Raw genomic sequence first — 15,715 nt, 5'->3', positions numbered from 1 at the left:
CAATCCATTCACGACACGCTGCAGCCAATGCTGGATCAGCTGCGCGATCTGTCTGAAGAGCACCGGGGTGATCCAGAAACATTGCTGATGCTGCTGCGGAATCTCGAAGCACTGCATCGGGAGATTCAAGACGGTGCTTTCCGGGCCAGCCTTCCAGAAGATCGCCAGAAGCTGTTCGGACTGCTACAGACCATGGAACGCAGCGGAGGGTGGCCTTACATCCCGCGGCTGCAGTTGCGAACGTTTATTGATCTTCTTGATCAAGGTCCCGCCGATATGGCTGCCTAAGCCGCCAATCTCCGCAGGCAATTCAGCAAATGGTGTGCAAGCTCGAGCTTGTGTTGTGGCGGGCACGCCTCGATCTCCTCGGCAGGTCCGAGCAGCCAGCCACCGTTTTGAGAACTCTCAAGGCCCTGGCCGGGACGATCGATTGGATTGACCATCAACAAATCACACCCTTTCGAGAGCAACTTTTCACGACCACGGGACAGCAAGTGCTCTTCGGAACCAGCCAAAGCAGCGAAACCCAGCACGAGCTGACCTTCGGGGCGCCTGCCCGCCAACTGCCCGAGCAGATCAGGGACCAGCTCCCAGCCACTCTCCATCGCTTGCAGGAGCTGATCTTTGGACATCTTGGGATCAACGCTCCCCTCGGGCTCAACACGTCGAAGATCCGCAACAGCCGCACACATCAACACGGCATCTGCGGAGGGCTGTAGCTGATCCAGGCAGTCACCCATCGCCGCGCTCGACTGCACCGGTTGGCATCGCAACCCCTCCAGCCAGGAGACAGGCACTTGCAGCGGGCCGTGCACCAAATCAACGCTGGCACCCCGCAGGCGAGCGGCCTGAGCCATCAGAACCCCCATTCGGCCACTGCTGCGATTGGACAACACACGAACGCCATCCAGGCCTTCTTGCGTTGGACCGGCACTCACCAACACGTGGCGTCCTTGCCAATCTCGGGCGATGCTGCCCACCGCATCCGTCTGAAGAAGGACACTGGCTGCAGCCAATTCGATCTGACCTGGATCCGCCATCCGGCCGGTGCCAATCCGATCACACGCCAGCAACCCACCCTCAGGCTGCAGAGGCAACACGCGAGGGTCCTGTTGCAATAGATGCCAGTTGCGCTGCACGGCAGGGTGCTGCCACATCGCGGTGTTCATGGCGGCTGCAGCCAGCACGGGGCATTCACAGGCCAACAAAAGACTGGCCAGCAAGCCCTCGCCATCCCCATGAACCCAACGGGCCAGCGATGACGCACTCAGAGGAGCAACGATCACCAGCTCGGACCATTCCGCCAATTCGATGTGCAGAGGCCGGGGTCTGGCGGCATCCCACTGGTCGGAATCCTGCAAGCAGGGCTGACGGCTGAGGGTGGCCAAGGCCAGTGGGCTAACCAGCTCGGCAGCGCTTTTAGTGACGACACAACGCACCTCAGCACCGGCCTTCACCAGCGCGCTGACCAGCAGCGGCGTCTTCACGGCGGCAATGCTCCCACTGGCCGCTACCAGAACCCTTCGCCCCTTGAGCAGACCCTCCATTTTCAGTCCTCGTCGAAGGGCTCCTGATCAATCAGATGGACATAAGGAGCCGTGAGTTCCGGACGGTGAATCGCAAGCGCCCTCAGCAGATGCCAATCACCGAGACCCTCAAACGGCGTCGGATAGTCGTCATCTTCAAGACGACGGGCCAACGTGGCCACCGAGGCTTCATCAAATGCGGCCAGTCGCTCCGGTGAAATTGGCATCCAAAACGTTGGAACTTGTGTCCATCCTGCCTCCAGAAGATCACGAACACAGGCGCTAAGTTGCGCAGCGCGGGGAATTAGCTCAGTTGGTAGAGCGCTGCGATCGCACCGCAGAGGTCAGGGGTTCGAATCCCCTATTCTCCATCGTGGTTGACTGAAATTGAGTGAACTGGAGTGCTGAAGCGGAAAAATCACTCAAAGAAGTTCCTTTCTTCGTGCGTCCCGCCGTACGGCGGAGAATCGAATCCATGGCAAAAGAACGTCAGCTCGAATGCATCGATGCTGCTTTTTACGCCGAAGCACGCGCACAATTTGCACAACGCTGAGTGATGGCACGCTTTCTGAACGGCTACCGACGTTCGATCCGACCGGTGCTGCTGAGCGCGTTGACGATCACCACCTTTTTGTCTGTGCTGATGCGCCCGTCGGCACTGCTCACCTACGGGCTGATTCTGCTGGCTGGAGGGCTGGCGCGCCGCTGATGTTCAGCCGATGAGGCCTCAGGTTCAGGCCATGCGGTAAAAGAGAGGTTGAGAAAGCCACGATTGATGTCTCAGTCGAAACGCGAACAGGTGGTCAGCCACCTGCGTTACATCCGCCAGGAACTGCGCGAAATGCATCAAGGCGTGATGGAAGACGGTCTGCTGCCAGAAGCCGGAGAGGTGCGTGGTGTGATGGCGCAGATGGAGGCGTTACTTGAACTTCTTGAAGGCAAGAGCTCCCGCAAAGCCAAGGCCGAATCTGACTGATCCGGAAATAACCCCTTGCAAGAGAGGACTGTTCAGGCTTTCCTTCGCCAGTCCCCATCATCCGGCTCGGACATTCTCCGAGCTTTTTTCATAAAAAGCCCCAATATGTAGCGCTTGATAAAGGCAAACACGCCACAAATGGTGTATACATTTGGAGGCAGGGTCGCGGGCCGGGTGATGGGGATCATCGGTCGTCCTCCCTGCCCCTTTCGTGGGGGAGATTTCGAGTGACAGCACGCCTCCAATCCACCCGTCTGCAGCGCAGCGTCGGCGACGCGTTGACCCGATTGGATCAGTGGGCCACCAATCCCTGGAGACGCGCGTCTTTACTGCTGATTGCACTGACCGGCAGTTTCATGGTTGGAAACGGGATTGCCTCAATCTCAGGCAGCCTGGGTCTGATGGATCCCGTGGCCGCCATGCTCAGCGTGGGGTTGATGGAAGTAATGGTGCGAGTGCGGCGCCATTGGGCACGTGACAAGCGCAGTCACCTTGGCCGGCAACTGCTCGACATGACGCGAATGGGTCTGCTTTACGGGCTACTGCTGGAAGGTTTCAAACTTCTCTGAAAGTCGAAAGTGCTGCGAAAAGCGCAGACAAATCGGATTGGCATCCATACGCTGCAAACGAACCTGCCGCCGTTGCATCCATGGCTGGAGAGCATTTCTTCCTCGAGCTGGAGCCACCCGAAGAGCGCCTGCGCAAAGCTCCCCATGTGGTGGTGGTTGGTGGTGGCTTTGCAGGCGTCCGGGCTTGCAAAGCACTAGCGCGAGCTGACGTGCGCGTCACCCTGGTCGACAAGCGCAATTTCAACCTTTTCCAGCCGCTGTTGTATCAAGTGGCAACAGGGCTGGTGTCGCGAGGTGATGTCGCCACACCGCTCCGCCAGCTGGTGGGACGTCAGCGCAATGTGCAGGTCCTGCTTGGTGAAGTCACCGAGATCAAAGCCGACAGCCAACAGATCGTTTTCAACGGCAAAACCTACAGCTACGACCACCTGGTGATGGCCACGGGGTCGGGCAGCACTTATTTCGGTCACGAGGACTGGCGCACCTTTGCGCCACCGATGAAAATCCTTGAGCACGCCGAAGAGATTCGCCGTCGTCTGCTGATGGCCATGGAACAGGCCGAACAAACTCCCGATCCGCAGGCCCGGCGCTTCCTGCAAACCGTCGTGATTGTTGGTGCTGGCCCTACAGGCTGCGAGATGGCTGGTGCCACATCGGAATTGATGCGCAATGCCATGCGCAAGGAATTCCGACAGCTCGATCTAGCCGACACCCGCATCGTGGTGGTGGATCCGGGCGAAAGAGTGCTTCGCGCAATGCCGGAAGAACTCTCCGAAGCGGCACAGTCTTCACTTAGCGATCTTGGCGTTGAATTTCTCTTCAAAGGCCGGGTGCAAGCCATGAAACCCGGCGAGGTGATTGTGGGGACACCCAATGGTGAACAGCGCCTGCAGGCCGCCACGGTGATCTGGACCGCAGGTGTGCGCCCCTCTCATCTGGGACGCAAGCTGGCCGATGCCATCGGCTGTGAGACCGATCGAGCCGGGCGCGTCGTGGTCGAACCCGACTTCTCAGTGGCTGGCCATCCCGAAATTCGCGTGGTGGGAGACCTCTGCAGCTACAAGCACACCCGAAACGGCAAGCCGCTGCCAGGCATGGCAGGACCGGCCACCCAGGCTGGTGGATTCGTCGGCAAAGACATCGCCGCCATCGTGGCCGGGACGACACGGCCCAGCTTCAGTTGGTTTGATTTCGGCAGCATGGCAGTGCTCGACCGCATCGATGCCGTCGCTGACCTGCGAGGCTTGAAATTCAAAGGCGGCATCGGCTGGCTGCTTTGGGCCGCAGCCCACCTGGCCTTCATGCCCACCCGTGAAAACCGAGTCACACTCTTGGTGAAGTGGATGTTTGCTGTGGTGTCACAGGCTCGCGCCTCCATGCTTCTCACAGGCATGCCCAGCCAGCACATGGGGCTTGATTCACCGGATGCTGCATTCCCGATGGCTCCTGAGACAGGTCCTTCAATTGCCGAACCCGGGGCGGCGCTCCGCGCAGCGATGGATTACTACTCCAACCAGGTGTCAGGCCAACCCACTCAGACCAACGACGGCGGATCCAATGCGGATTCAGCCGCCGCCATCCAGTAGAGGAGGGCCATGCGGATCGGGATGCCGTTGGTCACCTGGCGTTCCACAAGATTGGCGTTCAGGTCGTCGAGCAGAGCGCCGCTCATCTCGATGCCCCGATTCACAGGCCCTGGGTGCAGCACTGGGATGCTGCATCGATTCCGCCTTAGCCGTTCATGGCTGAGTCCGTAATCGCGGTGGTAACGATCGAGATCGGTGAGCATGTTCTGGCGCATGCGTTCTTTCTGCAAGCGCAATGTCATTACGGCATCTGCTCCCTCCAAAGCGGCATCGAGATCCCGGCTGAGCGTGAGCGAACCGCGTTGCGACACCGGGTCTTGCCGCTGACCCGGTGGTGGAGCATCGAGAAAATGAGCGAACGCCTCCGGCACCAGACTGGGGGGACCGCAAAGCACCACATCCGCGCCACAAGCGGTGAGCGCCCAGAGATTGGAACGCGCGACACGGGAGTGGAGTACATCACCCACGATCACGATGCGACGTCCCCGCAGGGCCTCGGGCAAAGGATTGTTCGGATCGAAGTAATGAGCGAGTGTGTAGAGGTCCAGCAGACCCTGGCTGGGGTGGCTGTGCAGACCATCACCGGCATTGAGCACCACCGTGCGTTCACCGGTGCGCTCTAACGCTTCAGCCAGCTGACGGGGAACACCCGTGCAGCGATGCCGCACCACGAGCACATCCGCACCCATCGCCACGTAGGTGCGAGCAGTGTCCAGCAGCGACTCACCCTTGCTTAGTGAACTGCTGGACGGCGAAAACGTGGAGACATCCGCCGAAAGCCTCTTGGCGGCTAATTCAAAGCTGCTACGCGTGCGGGTGCTGGGCTCGAAAAACAATGTGGCTACGAGACGTCCCTGCAGGGCCGGCAGCCTCCGGGCGCCCGTCGCTGGCATCGAGCTGAAGCGATGAGCCAGCTCCAGCACCATGGTGAAGTCCTCGCGGGAAAAGTCCGCAAGATCAAGGATGTGACGGTGGGTCCAGGCGCTCAACTGGGCGGCCGATCACTATCCATCACCGTAGAGGCACACCGTGCATCCGCCCACAGCTCAACCAGGTCGAATGGCATCAACCGGCTTGGGGGAGCGATCGCCGCGCGCGCGCTTGCTCACACTGCGGCTGGCCTGCAGATACCAGCGCCAAAGCAGATCTTGACCCTGGGAAATGCCAATGCGGGTGGTGGTGATCAACACTGGATCGATCAATCCGGCGGAGCGCGGCGCCAGCCACAGGCCATGTTCATCACAGACTGAGCAGGCATCACGCTGGCGATCGATGCCAAAACGGCGCGCCAGCAGACCCGGGCCAGCAGCCACCCGTTCGGGTTCATCCGGGAGCGCCACCGCACGCAGCAACACGCCGTTCGCCCATTCAGCGCGATCCGTCACCACATTCACGCAGTGGTGGATGCCATAGCTCACATACACATAAAACCGCCCTGGCTCGCCAAAAAGGGTTTCGTTTTGCGGTGAGCGCCGGCGATAACCGTGACAAGCGGGGTCGTCCTGGGAATACGCCTCCGTTTCCACAATCACACCCCAAAGCAAACTGCCGTCCGCTTGGCGTTTCACCAACCTGCAGCCCACCAAGTCTGGTCCAACAACCTCTGCTGGTCGGCAGAAGAAGGATTGAGGCAGAGCGGGGAAATCCTTGGCGATGCGCTGGGTGGCTATGGGCGTGGCTGGAGCAACAACCTTCTTCACCCAAGTCTGACAACGCTGCTTGGAGGAGGGACAATGAAATGAATGAAGCCCTTTCTTTCAGATGTCAGAAGAGCAACTCAAAGCCTTCCTCTAAAAAGTAAAAGCTGACACCAGCCTTCAGGAGAAGCTCAAAGCTGCAGGCTCCAATGAAGCTGCTCTTCAAATCGCCAAAGAAGCTGGATTTTCAATTACCGCAGAAGATATTCAATCAATGCAATCGGCAACGGAAGAAGTTTCAGACGAGGAGCTGGAAGGCGCATCTGGTGGCTCTCCATATTCTCATTGCATGTTCGGGTCAATACTGGGATGTTGAGGGGTCATCCTACGCTCCCAAAGCCCCTGCATTGACCGGGGTTTTTATTGCTTCAATCGTCTGACTAACCCCATCAATCAGCCTTCAATACCTGGCACGATGGCAGCAAAGACTCCTGAAGACGTCGTAGGGATCGCTAAAGAACACGGCCACGAATTCACCGCTGATGATGTCGCTGAACTCAGTGAAGAGGAGCTGGAAGGCGTGGCTGGCGCGGGATGTTGGACGAGAACAGCAGGAGGTTGGCTACAATGAGCCTACTCATCAAAGCCCCTGCAACGGCAGGGGTTTTTATTTCTTCAATCACCCCATACCCACCATCAATCAGACCCAAATAGCATCCGATACCTGGCACGATTGAGTGGATGAATCATGCATTTGTACACCGAAAGCGAGCAACGCTGCAAGCCTTTGATGGGTATCAATGCAGACATCGACGACGATCTACCTGAGGATCTTTCGTCGGGGCTTCGGCACTGATCAGTATGCTGAAATTCAACGGTGGAGCCAGCCTTTACACTCAAATCAAGCGCCGGTGAGATTGCCTTGAATTAGAACAATTTGGTTTCAACTACCCACCAATCGTGGCTCTTTGATTTCACAAAGTTTATGCCAGATTGTTTCATCACGCCTAGGTTGCACATTCAATAGTGATGGCCTCGATGGCTGTGCTTCGTCATCCACGCCTTCAGCCGCACTTCGTCCCTGTGATCAGCCCCGGAGAGGGCGTCTTACTGCTGAATGAAAGAGCGGCGCGTGTGCTGCGTGGCGATCTCTATGAGCGTTTGATCCCCTTGCTCGATGGGACCCGCTCCGCCGATCAGCTGGTCCAGACGCTGACCCCGGAGTTTTCCGCGGCGCAGGTGTACTTCACGCTCATTTCGCTCCAATCTCGAAACTATCTCTGTCAAGCCCTCACGACCCTGTCTCCGGAGGCGGCGGCGTACTGGGCTGATCTTGGTCTTGATCCAGAGCAGGCGGTTGGTCTGATCCAGGCGTCGCGCGTGGCACTAAAGCCGGTGGGTTTGCCGCACCACCATGCCTCCGTGCAGCAGATGGTCCAGGCCTTGGTCAACCTGGGACTGGCCGTGGTGGATGTTGATGCGGAGGCTGATCTCACCGTGGTGGTGTGTGAGAACTACCTGCATCCGGATCTGGATGCTCTGAATCAGAGCTATCGCCGGCAGGGGCGACGCTGGCTCCTGGTCAAACCCCACGGACGTGAGCTCTGGTTGGGCCCATTCTTCGATCCCAAGCAACCGGGGTGTTGGGCTTGCCTGCAGCGCTTGCTCGTGCGCCAACGTCAGGTGGAGCGGTTTGCTGCTGTTGTTACGAAGACGTCGTTAGATCAGATCTCTAGACCTATGCAGGCCCCCGGTGGTGCTGTGGCGGCTTGTCACTGGTCGGCGCTCGAGGTGGCTCGGATCCTGGCGGGTGTTTCGCCGCAAACCACCAACCATGTCGTCACCTTCAATCTGGTCGACTACAGCAGTGGGCGGCATGCCCTGGTGGTGGATCCCCATTGCCCAGCCTGTGGATGCCCCGTTGAGCCTCGCAGTGAACCGATCGCGTTGCAGCCTTGCAAGGTTCGCTTCGACCACGACGGAGGTCATCGACATGTCTCAGCCGCAGAGACGTTGGAACGCTTTAGCGGCTTGATCAGTCCCATCACTGGGATCGTGACGGAGTTGCGGTCTATTCCCAGCTCCTTGACGTCTGCGCACGTGGTGGTGGCCGGCCATAACCCTGCGCAGGGGCTAGAGGTGGAGAGTTTGAACGATCTACGCCGCAACCTCCGCAGTTCCGCGGCGGGGAAAGGGGCGTCCTTGGAGCAGGCCAGGGCCAGTGCGTTGGCAGAAGCGCTGGAGCGCTTCTGCGCAGAAGATCACCCTGGTGTTCCGCGTGAAAGGGGCAGTGTGCACGAGATGCAGCGGCGTTATGGCGATGCCGTGATCGTTCCCAATGACGTCATGCACTTCAGTGAACAACAGTTCGCTGATCGTGATCAGTGGAATGCCAAAGGCAGCCGTTTCAACTGCGTACCAAGACCGCTGGATCATGACCAGGAGATCGACTGGACACCGATCTGGTCGATCAGTCGACAACGCCGCTGCTTCCTACCCACGCAGTTCTTGATGATGGTTCGAGGGCGCAAGCCTGATTGCAACGGCGACAACGCCGACCCCTGGATCGCCATGGGCTGTTCCAATGGCAATGCCGCCGGCAACACCCTCGAAGAAGCGGTGTTGCAGGGGTTTTTGGAGTTGGTGGAACGCGACGCGGTGGCGATCTGGTGGTACAACCGCCTGAAGCGTCCAGGAATTGATCTCACCAGCTGCGGAGATGCCTGGATCACGCGCCTGATTCAGGACTACAACACCATCGGCCGCGACGTTTGGGCCCTGGATCTCACCAGTGACCTAGGCATCACCACCGTGGTGGCCGTCTCCCGCGATCGCGAGGGGGATGCTGATCGCATTCTGATGGGGTTGGGCTCTCACCTCGACCCCCGCATTGCCGTGCAGCGAGCCCTAGCTGAAATGAATCAGATGCTTGGCATTGCTGACGCCAATCTCGAAGATCCTGCAAACAGGCTTGATGACTGGGAGACCCTCGAATGGCTCCAGACGGCCAGCGTGGTGAATCAGCCCTATCTGCTGCCTGATTCGGAATCCCCACTGCGCCAAGTGGACACGCTCGCCGATCACCACAGTGGTGATTTGCTGCAAGACATCCAGCACTGTTGCGCTTGCGTGGAAGCGCATGGTTTTGAGGTGCTGGTGCTGGATCAAACCCGTGAGCTGGTGGGGTTGCCGGTGGTGAAGGTGGTGGTTCCTGGCCTGCGCCATTTCTGGGCCCGTTTTGCCCCTGGGCGTCTCTACGACGTGCCGGTGCGAATGGGACAGCTACCTCAGCCCCTGACTGAAGACCAACTCAATCCGATCCCGATCTTTTTCTGAGATGGCGCTGCAACTTCGTTTCAAGCACGGCGTGGAGGAGCACCGCGATGCGGACGATCTGCGGCTGGTCGATCAACGGGGGCGCACCTTGCAGCTCACGGCACCGTCACAGCCTTTGGTCACCATGCTGCGGCGCTTGGGCGAGGGGGGCGGAACGCTTCTGTCTTTGATGCAGGGGATGTCATCTCTTGCTCCATTTTTCACCCTGCAGCAGTTGGAGCAGCGGGGTTGGCTAGCACTGGAACTGGTCAGCGGGGAGAAGTCGCTTGTCACCCTGGAGCCGCAGTCGACGGTTCTGGAACGCTGTTACCCCCCTGCTGGCGCAGTGTCTATCCGCTGGTCGCGCTTGATTCAGATCACGCCAGAGACTGATGGCGTGCTGTTGGAGGGGCCGCTCCAAGGGACCCGACTGTTGCTGCAACACGCCGGCCTGTTGCCTTTGATTTGGGAGCTGGCTGATCCAAGCGACTGGATCGACACAGTCCGAGGCTTGCCGCAAGAGTTTCAAGAGCTGAGGAATGATCTGTTGATGCTCTTGCTCACCGCTGGCGTGGCGGGAGTTGTGGAGGCTGATGGCACGCCAAGCTGCGATCACCAAGCGAATCAGCAGCGTTGGTCAAGGGAGGATCTAAGCCTTCATCATCGATCCCGAGACGGGTGGGCCGACCGCAATCTGGGGGCCACGTTTCCTGGTGCTGTGCGCGGCCCTGCTCCTCCTCTACTTCATCAGGGCTCAAGTCTGGATGCTGTTCGCCTGCCTCGACCGGAACCCGATGCTCCAGACCCCGGTTTCTTCAGCGTTCTCGAACAACGCCGTTCGCATCGTCGTCCTGGCCGGCAGCCGCCGACCCTGCAGCAGCTCGGCCAACTGCTTTGGGCATCCCTGCGTATTCGAGAGGTCGTTCCTGCCAAGCCAGGGATGGCCCACTCCTATGAAGGGGCTTCACGACCGGTGGCCTGCGGTGGTGGCATGCAAGAGATTGATACCTATCTGCTGATTCAACGCTGCGATGGGGTGGCGTCCGGGGTGTATCGCTATGACCCTCAAGGGCATCAATTGTTGCGCCTCGATGCGCTGAATAACGCTTGTGAGCAGCTTCTCCAGAATGCTTGTCACGCGACAGGCGCAGAGCAGTCACCCGATGTGCTGTTTCAATTCGCTGCTCGTTACGGGCGCTTGAGCTGGAAATATGAGGGAATTGTTTACGCCTTAATCCTCAAACATGTGGGGGGCATCATGCAGCAGCTCTATCTGGTTGCCACGGCATTGAATCTTGCCCCTTGCAGCATCGGAAGTGGTCATTCCGAACTCTTTGCTCGTGCCACATCATTGGATCCGTGGACGGATGCCTGTGTCGGCGAGTTGATGCTCTCTTCTTATTCAGAAGGTGATTGACGGCAACTCAAGCTCAGCAAGATATGGTTACGGCTGATAATTCTCTCCAAAACCGCATCGACAGCGTGCACTGAAGAAACTTCCATTAAAAGGCCAATGGCGCACGCCATTGATGCTAAAGGTGGCGCTTTTCTTGGCCCAGCCTCATCACTTCAGCGTCCGCAAACGAACCCAGAACTCAAATCAAATTCGAACAAAATAAAACAATAAAATCATTTACAGGAGACTGCATATCGACTAGAGAGAATTTTCAAGCAAAGCAACAGTCACAAAAGCCAGCATATCATTCATCAACGCTAAATATCCAGCCGCAACAGATCAAGCAACTTTATCTTGGAAGATTTTAAAAAACATTGAGCAACGCATGCCTACCTGCAGCAGACGCCAGAATTGATGAATAGGAAATGGGTTGCAATGACCAAGCCTGAATCAACCATCTCGCCCTTTCAGTACAACCCAGAATCTTCGCCCAAGGTCATCACTTACCTGCAGGGAATTAAAGGCGGCGAGACAGACAACAGCTATTTGCTGGTCGGCGCGAATAACTCGTCCGGCCCCAATCCCGTCGGCCTGGTTTATCAAGGCCCCTTGGACGCGGTGCAATCCAATGGCGTCAGCGAATCAGGGAGTTGGTCCATTGTTTCCATCCCTGAGCGATTCGAAGCAGCTGGCACCAGCGTGTACGGACCTGATCGGCTGCCGGGGGTTGACCGCGTCAATTACGTGGGCGCTTTCACCAGAGATACCGAGGGCAGCCCGACCCCCTTCGACCCGGCGGTTGTGGGCTTCACGCATACCGGACGCTCGGACGGCTCCACCACCCGTGGCTAGAACGCCATCCAAGGCATTACCAAGTCCAGACAACGCGCGACCTACACCTTTGTCCACTCCGTGGACGGCGGCTTGGCCGTTGGCAATGCCGACGAGGCGGATCGCGACGGAAGAACAGGATATTTCAGCTTGAAATCCACAGCTTTTCTCGTTGACCTTCAAAGCGGAAAACAGTCATTCATTCGCTTCCCTGGAGATCGCAATCCTCTGGTCACGCATACCGCTTATGGCATCTGGCAGAACAACAACCGGTTTTACACAATTGCCGGAGGAAGCGGCTCAGTCCTCGACTCAAAAGACGACACACTCACCATTGGTAATGGCTACTTGATTGATTACGACTCAATCACCGGTCGGTTTTTTAATTATCAAACTTTTTCTTACAACAATGGGGAAGACTGCGCCGATCTAATCACTCACTTCGAAGGAATCTATCGAGACGACGATGGGGCTTACCACCTGCCTGCGACGTCGGTTGATCTGAACGGTGACGAAGGGCTAGCCATCGCATCAGTGGCAACCATTGAACGCGATCGCAGCGGTTCCTTCAAGGAAGCAGCGGAGTGGAACACCCTCGACATCATGAAAAGCGGAACCGACATTGAAAGTGTCTTCAGCACAGCCAATTCGATCTACGCCGATCAAGTGGTGGGCTTCGCCAACTATCCCGATGGTGATGATTCAGTTGATCCACTGAGCTTCGTCGTGGATCTGTCTTAAAACAACGTTTGATTGGCCACGGCCAACCGTGCTGCCCCCACTGATGCTCGATGCTCAGCAAGCCAAGGCCTTACAGGCCAGGCGTGATCTGGCCTTTCTGGTGCTGGCAGGACTGTTCTTAGGAACGTTGGCCATGCTCAACATCCTTGGGCTGACCCGGTTTCTGGCTTTAGGGCACATCGGCTCCTGGCCGATTGTGGTGGCGGTCGGAGCGCTTCCGTACCCGATCACATTCCTGTGCACGGATCTGATCAGCGAGATCTGGGGAGAAGAGCGCGCCGCCCAAGTGGTGTGGGTGGGCCTGCTGCTCAATGGCTGGGTGGTGCTGATTCTCTGGCTTGGGGGTCTGCTTCCGGGCCTGGAAGGGGCTCCAGACGACACTTTTTTTGAGATCCAGCGGCTGGCATTTGGAGCTGTACTCGCCTCCATGGCGGCCTATCTCGCCGCGCAGTTTGTGGACGTGCGCATGTTCCATTTCTGGAAGCAATTCAGCCATGGACGGGCGCTTTGGCTGCGCAACAACGGCTCCACCCTGGTCAGTCAACTGGTGGACACCAGTGCCGTGGTGCTGATCAGCCACTATGCCGCAGGTGTGCTTCCCGTCAGGCCCGACGAGCCGGTGGCGCCGCAACTGCTGGCTTTCATTGCCAGCGGCTATTTGTTTAAAGCGGTCGCGGCCCTGGCCGACACCCTGCCCTTCATCTGGATCACCCGGGCCTTACGGCAGTGGCTGAACATCCCCAGCACCGGCAGTGAGATCGGCGGCGATGACGATCCGCTCATGCAGGCGATGACAACGGGCTCGTCCCTGCCAGGCTGATAAGACATCGAGCATTGCCATGGACGCCGCACTCTCTGGATTCAACCTGGGCACCGTGCTTCTTTTCGGCAGCGGCCTGTTCGTGCTGGCCACAGCGTTCTTCGGCACCCGCGGCGGTTACTACAACACCGACAAGTACGACGGCAACGGCACAGCGCACTGAGCGCCATCATCAGGATCCGCCCGAATGTGGACATGACCGCTTCGCTCCCAGGACCTGTCGCCAGCACGGATGCCATCCGCCTTGCTTTGCAGAGCTGGCCGGATGTGGATCGCTACCTCGAAACCTGCAAAGGCGTGATCATTCCACTGGGATCCACCGAGCAGCATGGCCCGACCGGTGCCATCGGCACCGATGCTTTAACCGCCGAAGCCGTCGCATTGGAACTGGGCCGCAGGAGCGGCGTTCTGGTGACCCCCGTTCAGGCCTTCGGCATGGCCGAACATCATCTCGGCTTTTCAGGGACGATGAGCTTGCAGCCGGCCACACTGCTAGCCGTGCTCCATGACCTGGTGCTGTCTTTAGCCACCCATGGATTCGAGCGGATCCTGGTGGTGAATGGTCATGGAGGCAACATCGCCACGGCGAGAGCCGCTTTTGCCCAGGCCTACGGCACAGCTGCCAGCCGCGGCCTCGAAGTTGCACCCCGACTGCGCTGCAGGCTCTCTAATTGGTTCATGGCGGGCCCCGTCATGCGGCGGGCCCGTGAGCTCTACGGCGATCGCGAGGGCCAGCACGCCACACCCAGCGAAATCGCCGTCACGCTCCACCTGCACGACAGCCTCATCGGCAAACAGCGCCCGCTGCCTGAGGCGGCCCCCTGCGGATCGATTCATGGACCAGCCGATTTCCGCCGCCGTTACCCCGACGGACGCATGGGATCAGATCCTTTTCTTGCCCAACCGGAACACGGTGAGGAGCTGCTCCACACAGCAGCGGAGGCGTTGCGCGAAGATCTGAGCACATTTCTCAACGCCGCATGAGCAAGATCACGGCCGACGACGTACGCAAAGTGGCCCATCTGGCGCGTCTGGATCTCCCCGAAGCCAAAATCACGACGTACACCGGTCAACTCGAGCGCATCCTCGACTACGTCGATCAGTTGCAGGGAGTCAACACCGATGGAGTGCCACCCACCACGCGCGCTGTGGAGGTGGTCAACGTGACGCGTCAAGACAAGGTGGTGGCGACCGAAGTCAGAGAGGAACTTCTGGATCAAGCCCCTCTGCGGGAAGGCGATTTCTTCCGTGTGCCGAAGATCCTGGCTGAGTGATCAACGCTGATGGGGCCGGCGTGGCTGGGTTTTGATCGCGATGCGGTCGACGAAACCCAGCCAGCTGCGCTGCAAGGAGCGTCCAGGAATGAAGCGTGCCGCACGGCGCATCTTGCCGCTGCGGCGTTTATGACTGCGCACGCCGACCAAGATGTCGTAAAGAAAATTGGCGCTGTCAGCGCGTGTTTCGAAGATGCCCAGACGTTGCGGTGAACCCTTGGCATCCAGCAGAGGCTTGGTGGCTTCGTAGGCCGGTTTGTACTCAAACCAAGGCACCGATGGCCAGAGGTGATGCACCAGGTGGTAGTTCTGGCCCATGATTAGCCAGTTCATCATCCTGCCGGGATAAATGCGTGCGTTCGTCCAGCGGTTGCGGGACGTGAAGGGCCGGTGAGGCAAGTAGTCGAAAAACAAGCCGAGAGTGACACCCACCATCAGCGCCGGTGCAAACCAACAGTTGAAGATGAACGACAGGAAATCGAAGCTCACGGCAGCGGCGATGATCGTGAAGAACACAGCACGCTCCAATCCCCACTGCATCAATTCCCAGCGCTTCCAGAGTTTGCGCTGAAAGAAGAAAACCTCGTGATAAAAAAATCGTGGCGCGATCAGCCAGAGGGGGCCGAATGTGCTGACGATGTGATCCGGGTCATTCTTCGGATCGTTCACATGGGCGTGATGCTCCAAGTGCACCCGCGTGAACACCGGAAAACTGAAACCGAGCAGTAGGGCCGAACCGTGGCCCATGGCCTGGTTGATCCAGGGCACGGGATGGGCCGACTTGTGGCAAGCGTCATGAACAACGGTGCCTTCAAGATGCAGCGCTAAAAACCCTGTGCAGAGCAGCACCAGCAACGGCCAATCGGCGACAAACCAGCCCCAGATCGTCAGTGCTGCCAGGGCATAGCCCCCAAGGAACAGACCCACCGTGGGGTTCAACGCCGCAGGTGGATCCACGAAGCGCTTCGGCACCGAACGCAGACGCCCCTCACTGGGCGGCGTTGCGGGTTGTGCAAAAGCCTGGGTCATTCAGCGAAGCGCGTT

Annotated in this window: 20 protein-coding genes, 1 tRNA gene and 1 pseudogene; 17 read left to right on the top strand and 5 right to left on the bottom strand. The window is 58.6% G+C overall.

The window, feature by feature from the left end:
* Positions 1–27 precede the first annotated feature (27 nt).
* Positions 28–288 carry a hypothetical protein gene (locus tag SynA1560_RS01860; RefSeq protein WP_186501540.1) on the top strand — a complete coding sequence of 87 codons (261 nt, stop codon included), beginning with the start codon at positions 28–30 and terminating at the stop codon, positions 286–288.
* On the opposite strand, the gene coaBC is transcribed toward SynA1560_RS01860, so the two are convergent.
* Together coaBC and SynA1560_RS01850 are read right to left on the bottom strand one after the other, a co-directional pair.
* Entirely contained in the window at positions 285–1,547 is a 1,263-nt protein-coding gene (coaBC, locus tag SynA1560_RS01855; protein ID WP_186501055.1) for a bifunctional phosphopantothenoylcysteine decarboxylase/phosphopantothenate--cysteine ligase CoaBC, read from the bottom strand. The two genes, SynA1560_RS01860 and coaBC, sit on opposite strands and share 4 nt — an antisense overlap.
* A 2-nt stretch (positions 1,548–1,549) precedes the next feature.
* On the bottom strand, positions 1,550–1,753 hold the full coding sequence (locus tag SynA1560_RS01850; RefSeq protein ID WP_186470025.1) for a DUF2555 domain-containing protein: 204 nt from the start codon (positions 1,751–1,753) through the stop codon (positions 1,550–1,552).
* Between the two features lie 71 nt (positions 1,754–1,824).
* Between SynA1560_RS01850 and SynA1560_RS01845 the strand changes: the two genes are divergently transcribed.
* From SynA1560_RS01845 to SynA1560_RS01820, 6 genes are all read left to right on the top strand, one after another.
* Positions 1,825–1,897, top strand: a tRNA-Ala gene (locus tag SynA1560_RS01845).
* 20 nt (positions 1,898–1,917) lie between these two features.
* Positions 1,918–2,079: a PCP reductase family protein gene (locus SynA1560_RS01840; protein WP_186480544.1), complete on the top strand. Its 162-nt coding sequence runs from the start codon at positions 1,918–1,920 to the stop codon at positions 2,077–2,079.
* A 3-nt stretch (positions 2,080–2,082) separates the two neighbouring features.
* On the top strand, positions 2,083–2,235 hold the full coding sequence (locus SynA1560_RS01835; RefSeq protein ID WP_186501054.1) for a hypothetical protein: 153 nt from the start codon (positions 2,083–2,085) through the stop codon (positions 2,233–2,235).
* A 66-nt stretch (positions 2,236–2,301) separates the two neighbouring features.
* Complete coding sequence (locus SynA1560_RS01830) at positions 2,302–2,502, top strand: hypothetical protein (protein ID WP_006042295.1); 201 nt, start codon at positions 2,302–2,304, stop codon at positions 2,500–2,502.
* A 227-nt stretch (positions 2,503–2,729) separates the two neighbouring features.
* Positions 2,730–3,071, top strand: coding sequence for a DUF565 domain-containing protein (locus SynA1560_RS01825; protein ID WP_186501053.1), 342 nt, complete (start codon positions 2,730–2,732; stop codon positions 3,069–3,071).
* Between the two features lie 80 nt (positions 3,072–3,151).
* The gene (locus SynA1560_RS01820; protein ID WP_186501052.1) at positions 3,152–4,657 is read left to right on the top strand and encodes an NAD(P)/FAD-dependent oxidoreductase; all 1,506 of its coding nucleotides are present in this window, start codon (positions 3,152–3,154) and stop codon (positions 4,655–4,657) included.
* Here SynA1560_RS01820 and SynA1560_RS01815 read toward each other — a convergent pair.
* Positions 4,606–5,646 carry an aspartate carbamoyltransferase catalytic subunit gene (locus SynA1560_RS01815; RefSeq protein WP_186470021.1) on the bottom strand — a complete coding sequence of 347 codons (1,041 nt, stop codon included), beginning with the start codon at positions 5,644–5,646 and terminating at the stop codon, positions 4,606–4,608. The genes SynA1560_RS01820 and SynA1560_RS01815 overlap by 52 nt on opposite strands.
* 57 nt (positions 5,647–5,703) lie before the next feature.
* Entirely contained in the window at positions 5,704–6,357 is a 654-nt protein-coding gene (locus SynA1560_RS01810; protein WP_186501051.1) for a DNA-3-methyladenine glycosylase, read from the bottom strand.
* Positions 6,358–6,418: 61 nt separating this feature from the next.
* Between SynA1560_RS01810 and SynA1560_RS01805 the strand changes: the two are divergent.
* From SynA1560_RS01805 to gatC, 10 genes and pseudogenes are all read left to right on the top strand, one after another.
* Positions 6,419–6,670 (top strand): annotated as a pseudogene (locus SynA1560_RS01805) (Nif11-like leader peptide family natural product precursor).
* A 99-nt stretch (positions 6,671–6,769) separates the two neighbouring features.
* On the top strand, positions 6,770–6,925 hold the full coding sequence (locus SynA1560_RS01800) for a Nif11-like leader peptide family RiPP precursor (RefSeq protein WP_186501050.1): 156 nt from the start codon (positions 6,770–6,772) through the stop codon (positions 6,923–6,925).
* Positions 6,926–7,332: 407 nt separating this feature from the next.
* Positions 7,333–9,630, top strand: a complete 2,298-nt coding sequence (locus SynA1560_RS01795) for a TOMM precursor leader peptide-binding protein (protein ID WP_186501049.1) — start codon at positions 7,333–7,335, stop codon at positions 9,628–9,630.
* A gap of 1 nt (position 9,631) precedes the next feature.
* Complete coding sequence (locus tag SynA1560_RS01790; RefSeq protein ID WP_186501048.1) at positions 9,632–11,026, top strand: SagB family peptide dehydrogenase; 1,395 nt, start codon at positions 9,632–9,634, stop codon at positions 11,024–11,026.
* 414 nt (positions 11,027–11,440) lie between these two features.
* Positions 11,441–11,857: a hypothetical protein gene (locus SynA1560_RS01785; RefSeq protein ID WP_186501047.1), complete on the top strand. Its 417-nt coding sequence runs from the start codon at positions 11,441–11,443 to the stop codon at positions 11,855–11,857.
* A gap of 129 nt (positions 11,858–11,986) precedes the next feature.
* The gene (locus SynA1560_RS01780; RefSeq protein WP_186501046.1) at positions 11,987–12,577 is read left to right on the top strand and encodes a hypothetical protein; all 591 of its coding nucleotides are present in this window, start codon (positions 11,987–11,989) and stop codon (positions 12,575–12,577) included.
* Between the two features lie 43 nt (positions 12,578–12,620).
* Complete coding sequence (locus SynA1560_RS01775) at positions 12,621–13,397, top strand: queuosine precursor transporter (protein WP_186501539.1); 777 nt, start codon at positions 12,621–12,623, stop codon at positions 13,395–13,397.
* A gap of 19 nt (positions 13,398–13,416) precedes the next feature.
* Complete coding sequence (locus SynA1560_RS01770) at positions 13,417–13,560, top strand: hypothetical protein (protein WP_186470011.1); 144 nt, start codon at positions 13,417–13,419, stop codon at positions 13,558–13,560.
* Between the two features lie 32 nt (positions 13,561–13,592).
* Positions 13,593–14,381 carry a creatininase family protein gene (locus SynA1560_RS01765; RefSeq protein ID WP_186501045.1) on the top strand — a complete coding sequence of 263 codons (789 nt, stop codon included), beginning with the start codon at positions 13,593–13,595 and terminating at the stop codon, positions 14,379–14,381.
* The gene (gatC, locus tag SynA1560_RS01760; RefSeq protein WP_186501044.1) at positions 14,378–14,671 is read left to right on the top strand and encodes an Asp-tRNA(Asn)/Glu-tRNA(Gln) amidotransferase subunit GatC; all 294 of its coding nucleotides are present in this window, start codon (positions 14,378–14,380) and stop codon (positions 14,669–14,671) included. The genes SynA1560_RS01765 and gatC overlap by 4 nt, the downstream gene beginning before the upstream one ends.
* Here gatC and crtR read toward each other — a convergent pair whose 3' ends face one another.
* The gene (gene crtR / locus SynA1560_RS01755; protein WP_186470008.1) at positions 14,672–15,700 is read right to left on the bottom strand and encodes a beta-carotene hydroxylase; all 1,029 of its coding nucleotides are present in this window, start codon (positions 15,698–15,700) and stop codon (positions 14,672–14,674) included.
* Between the last annotated feature and the right edge of the window lie 15 nt (positions 15,701–15,715).

It is taken from the genome of Synechococcus sp. A15-60 (genome assembly GCF_014280095.1).
Lineage (GTDB): Bacteria > Cyanobacteriota > Cyanobacteriia > PCC-6307 > Cyanobiaceae > Synechococcus_C.
This window is presented reverse-complemented; position numbering and strand designations above follow the sequence as displayed.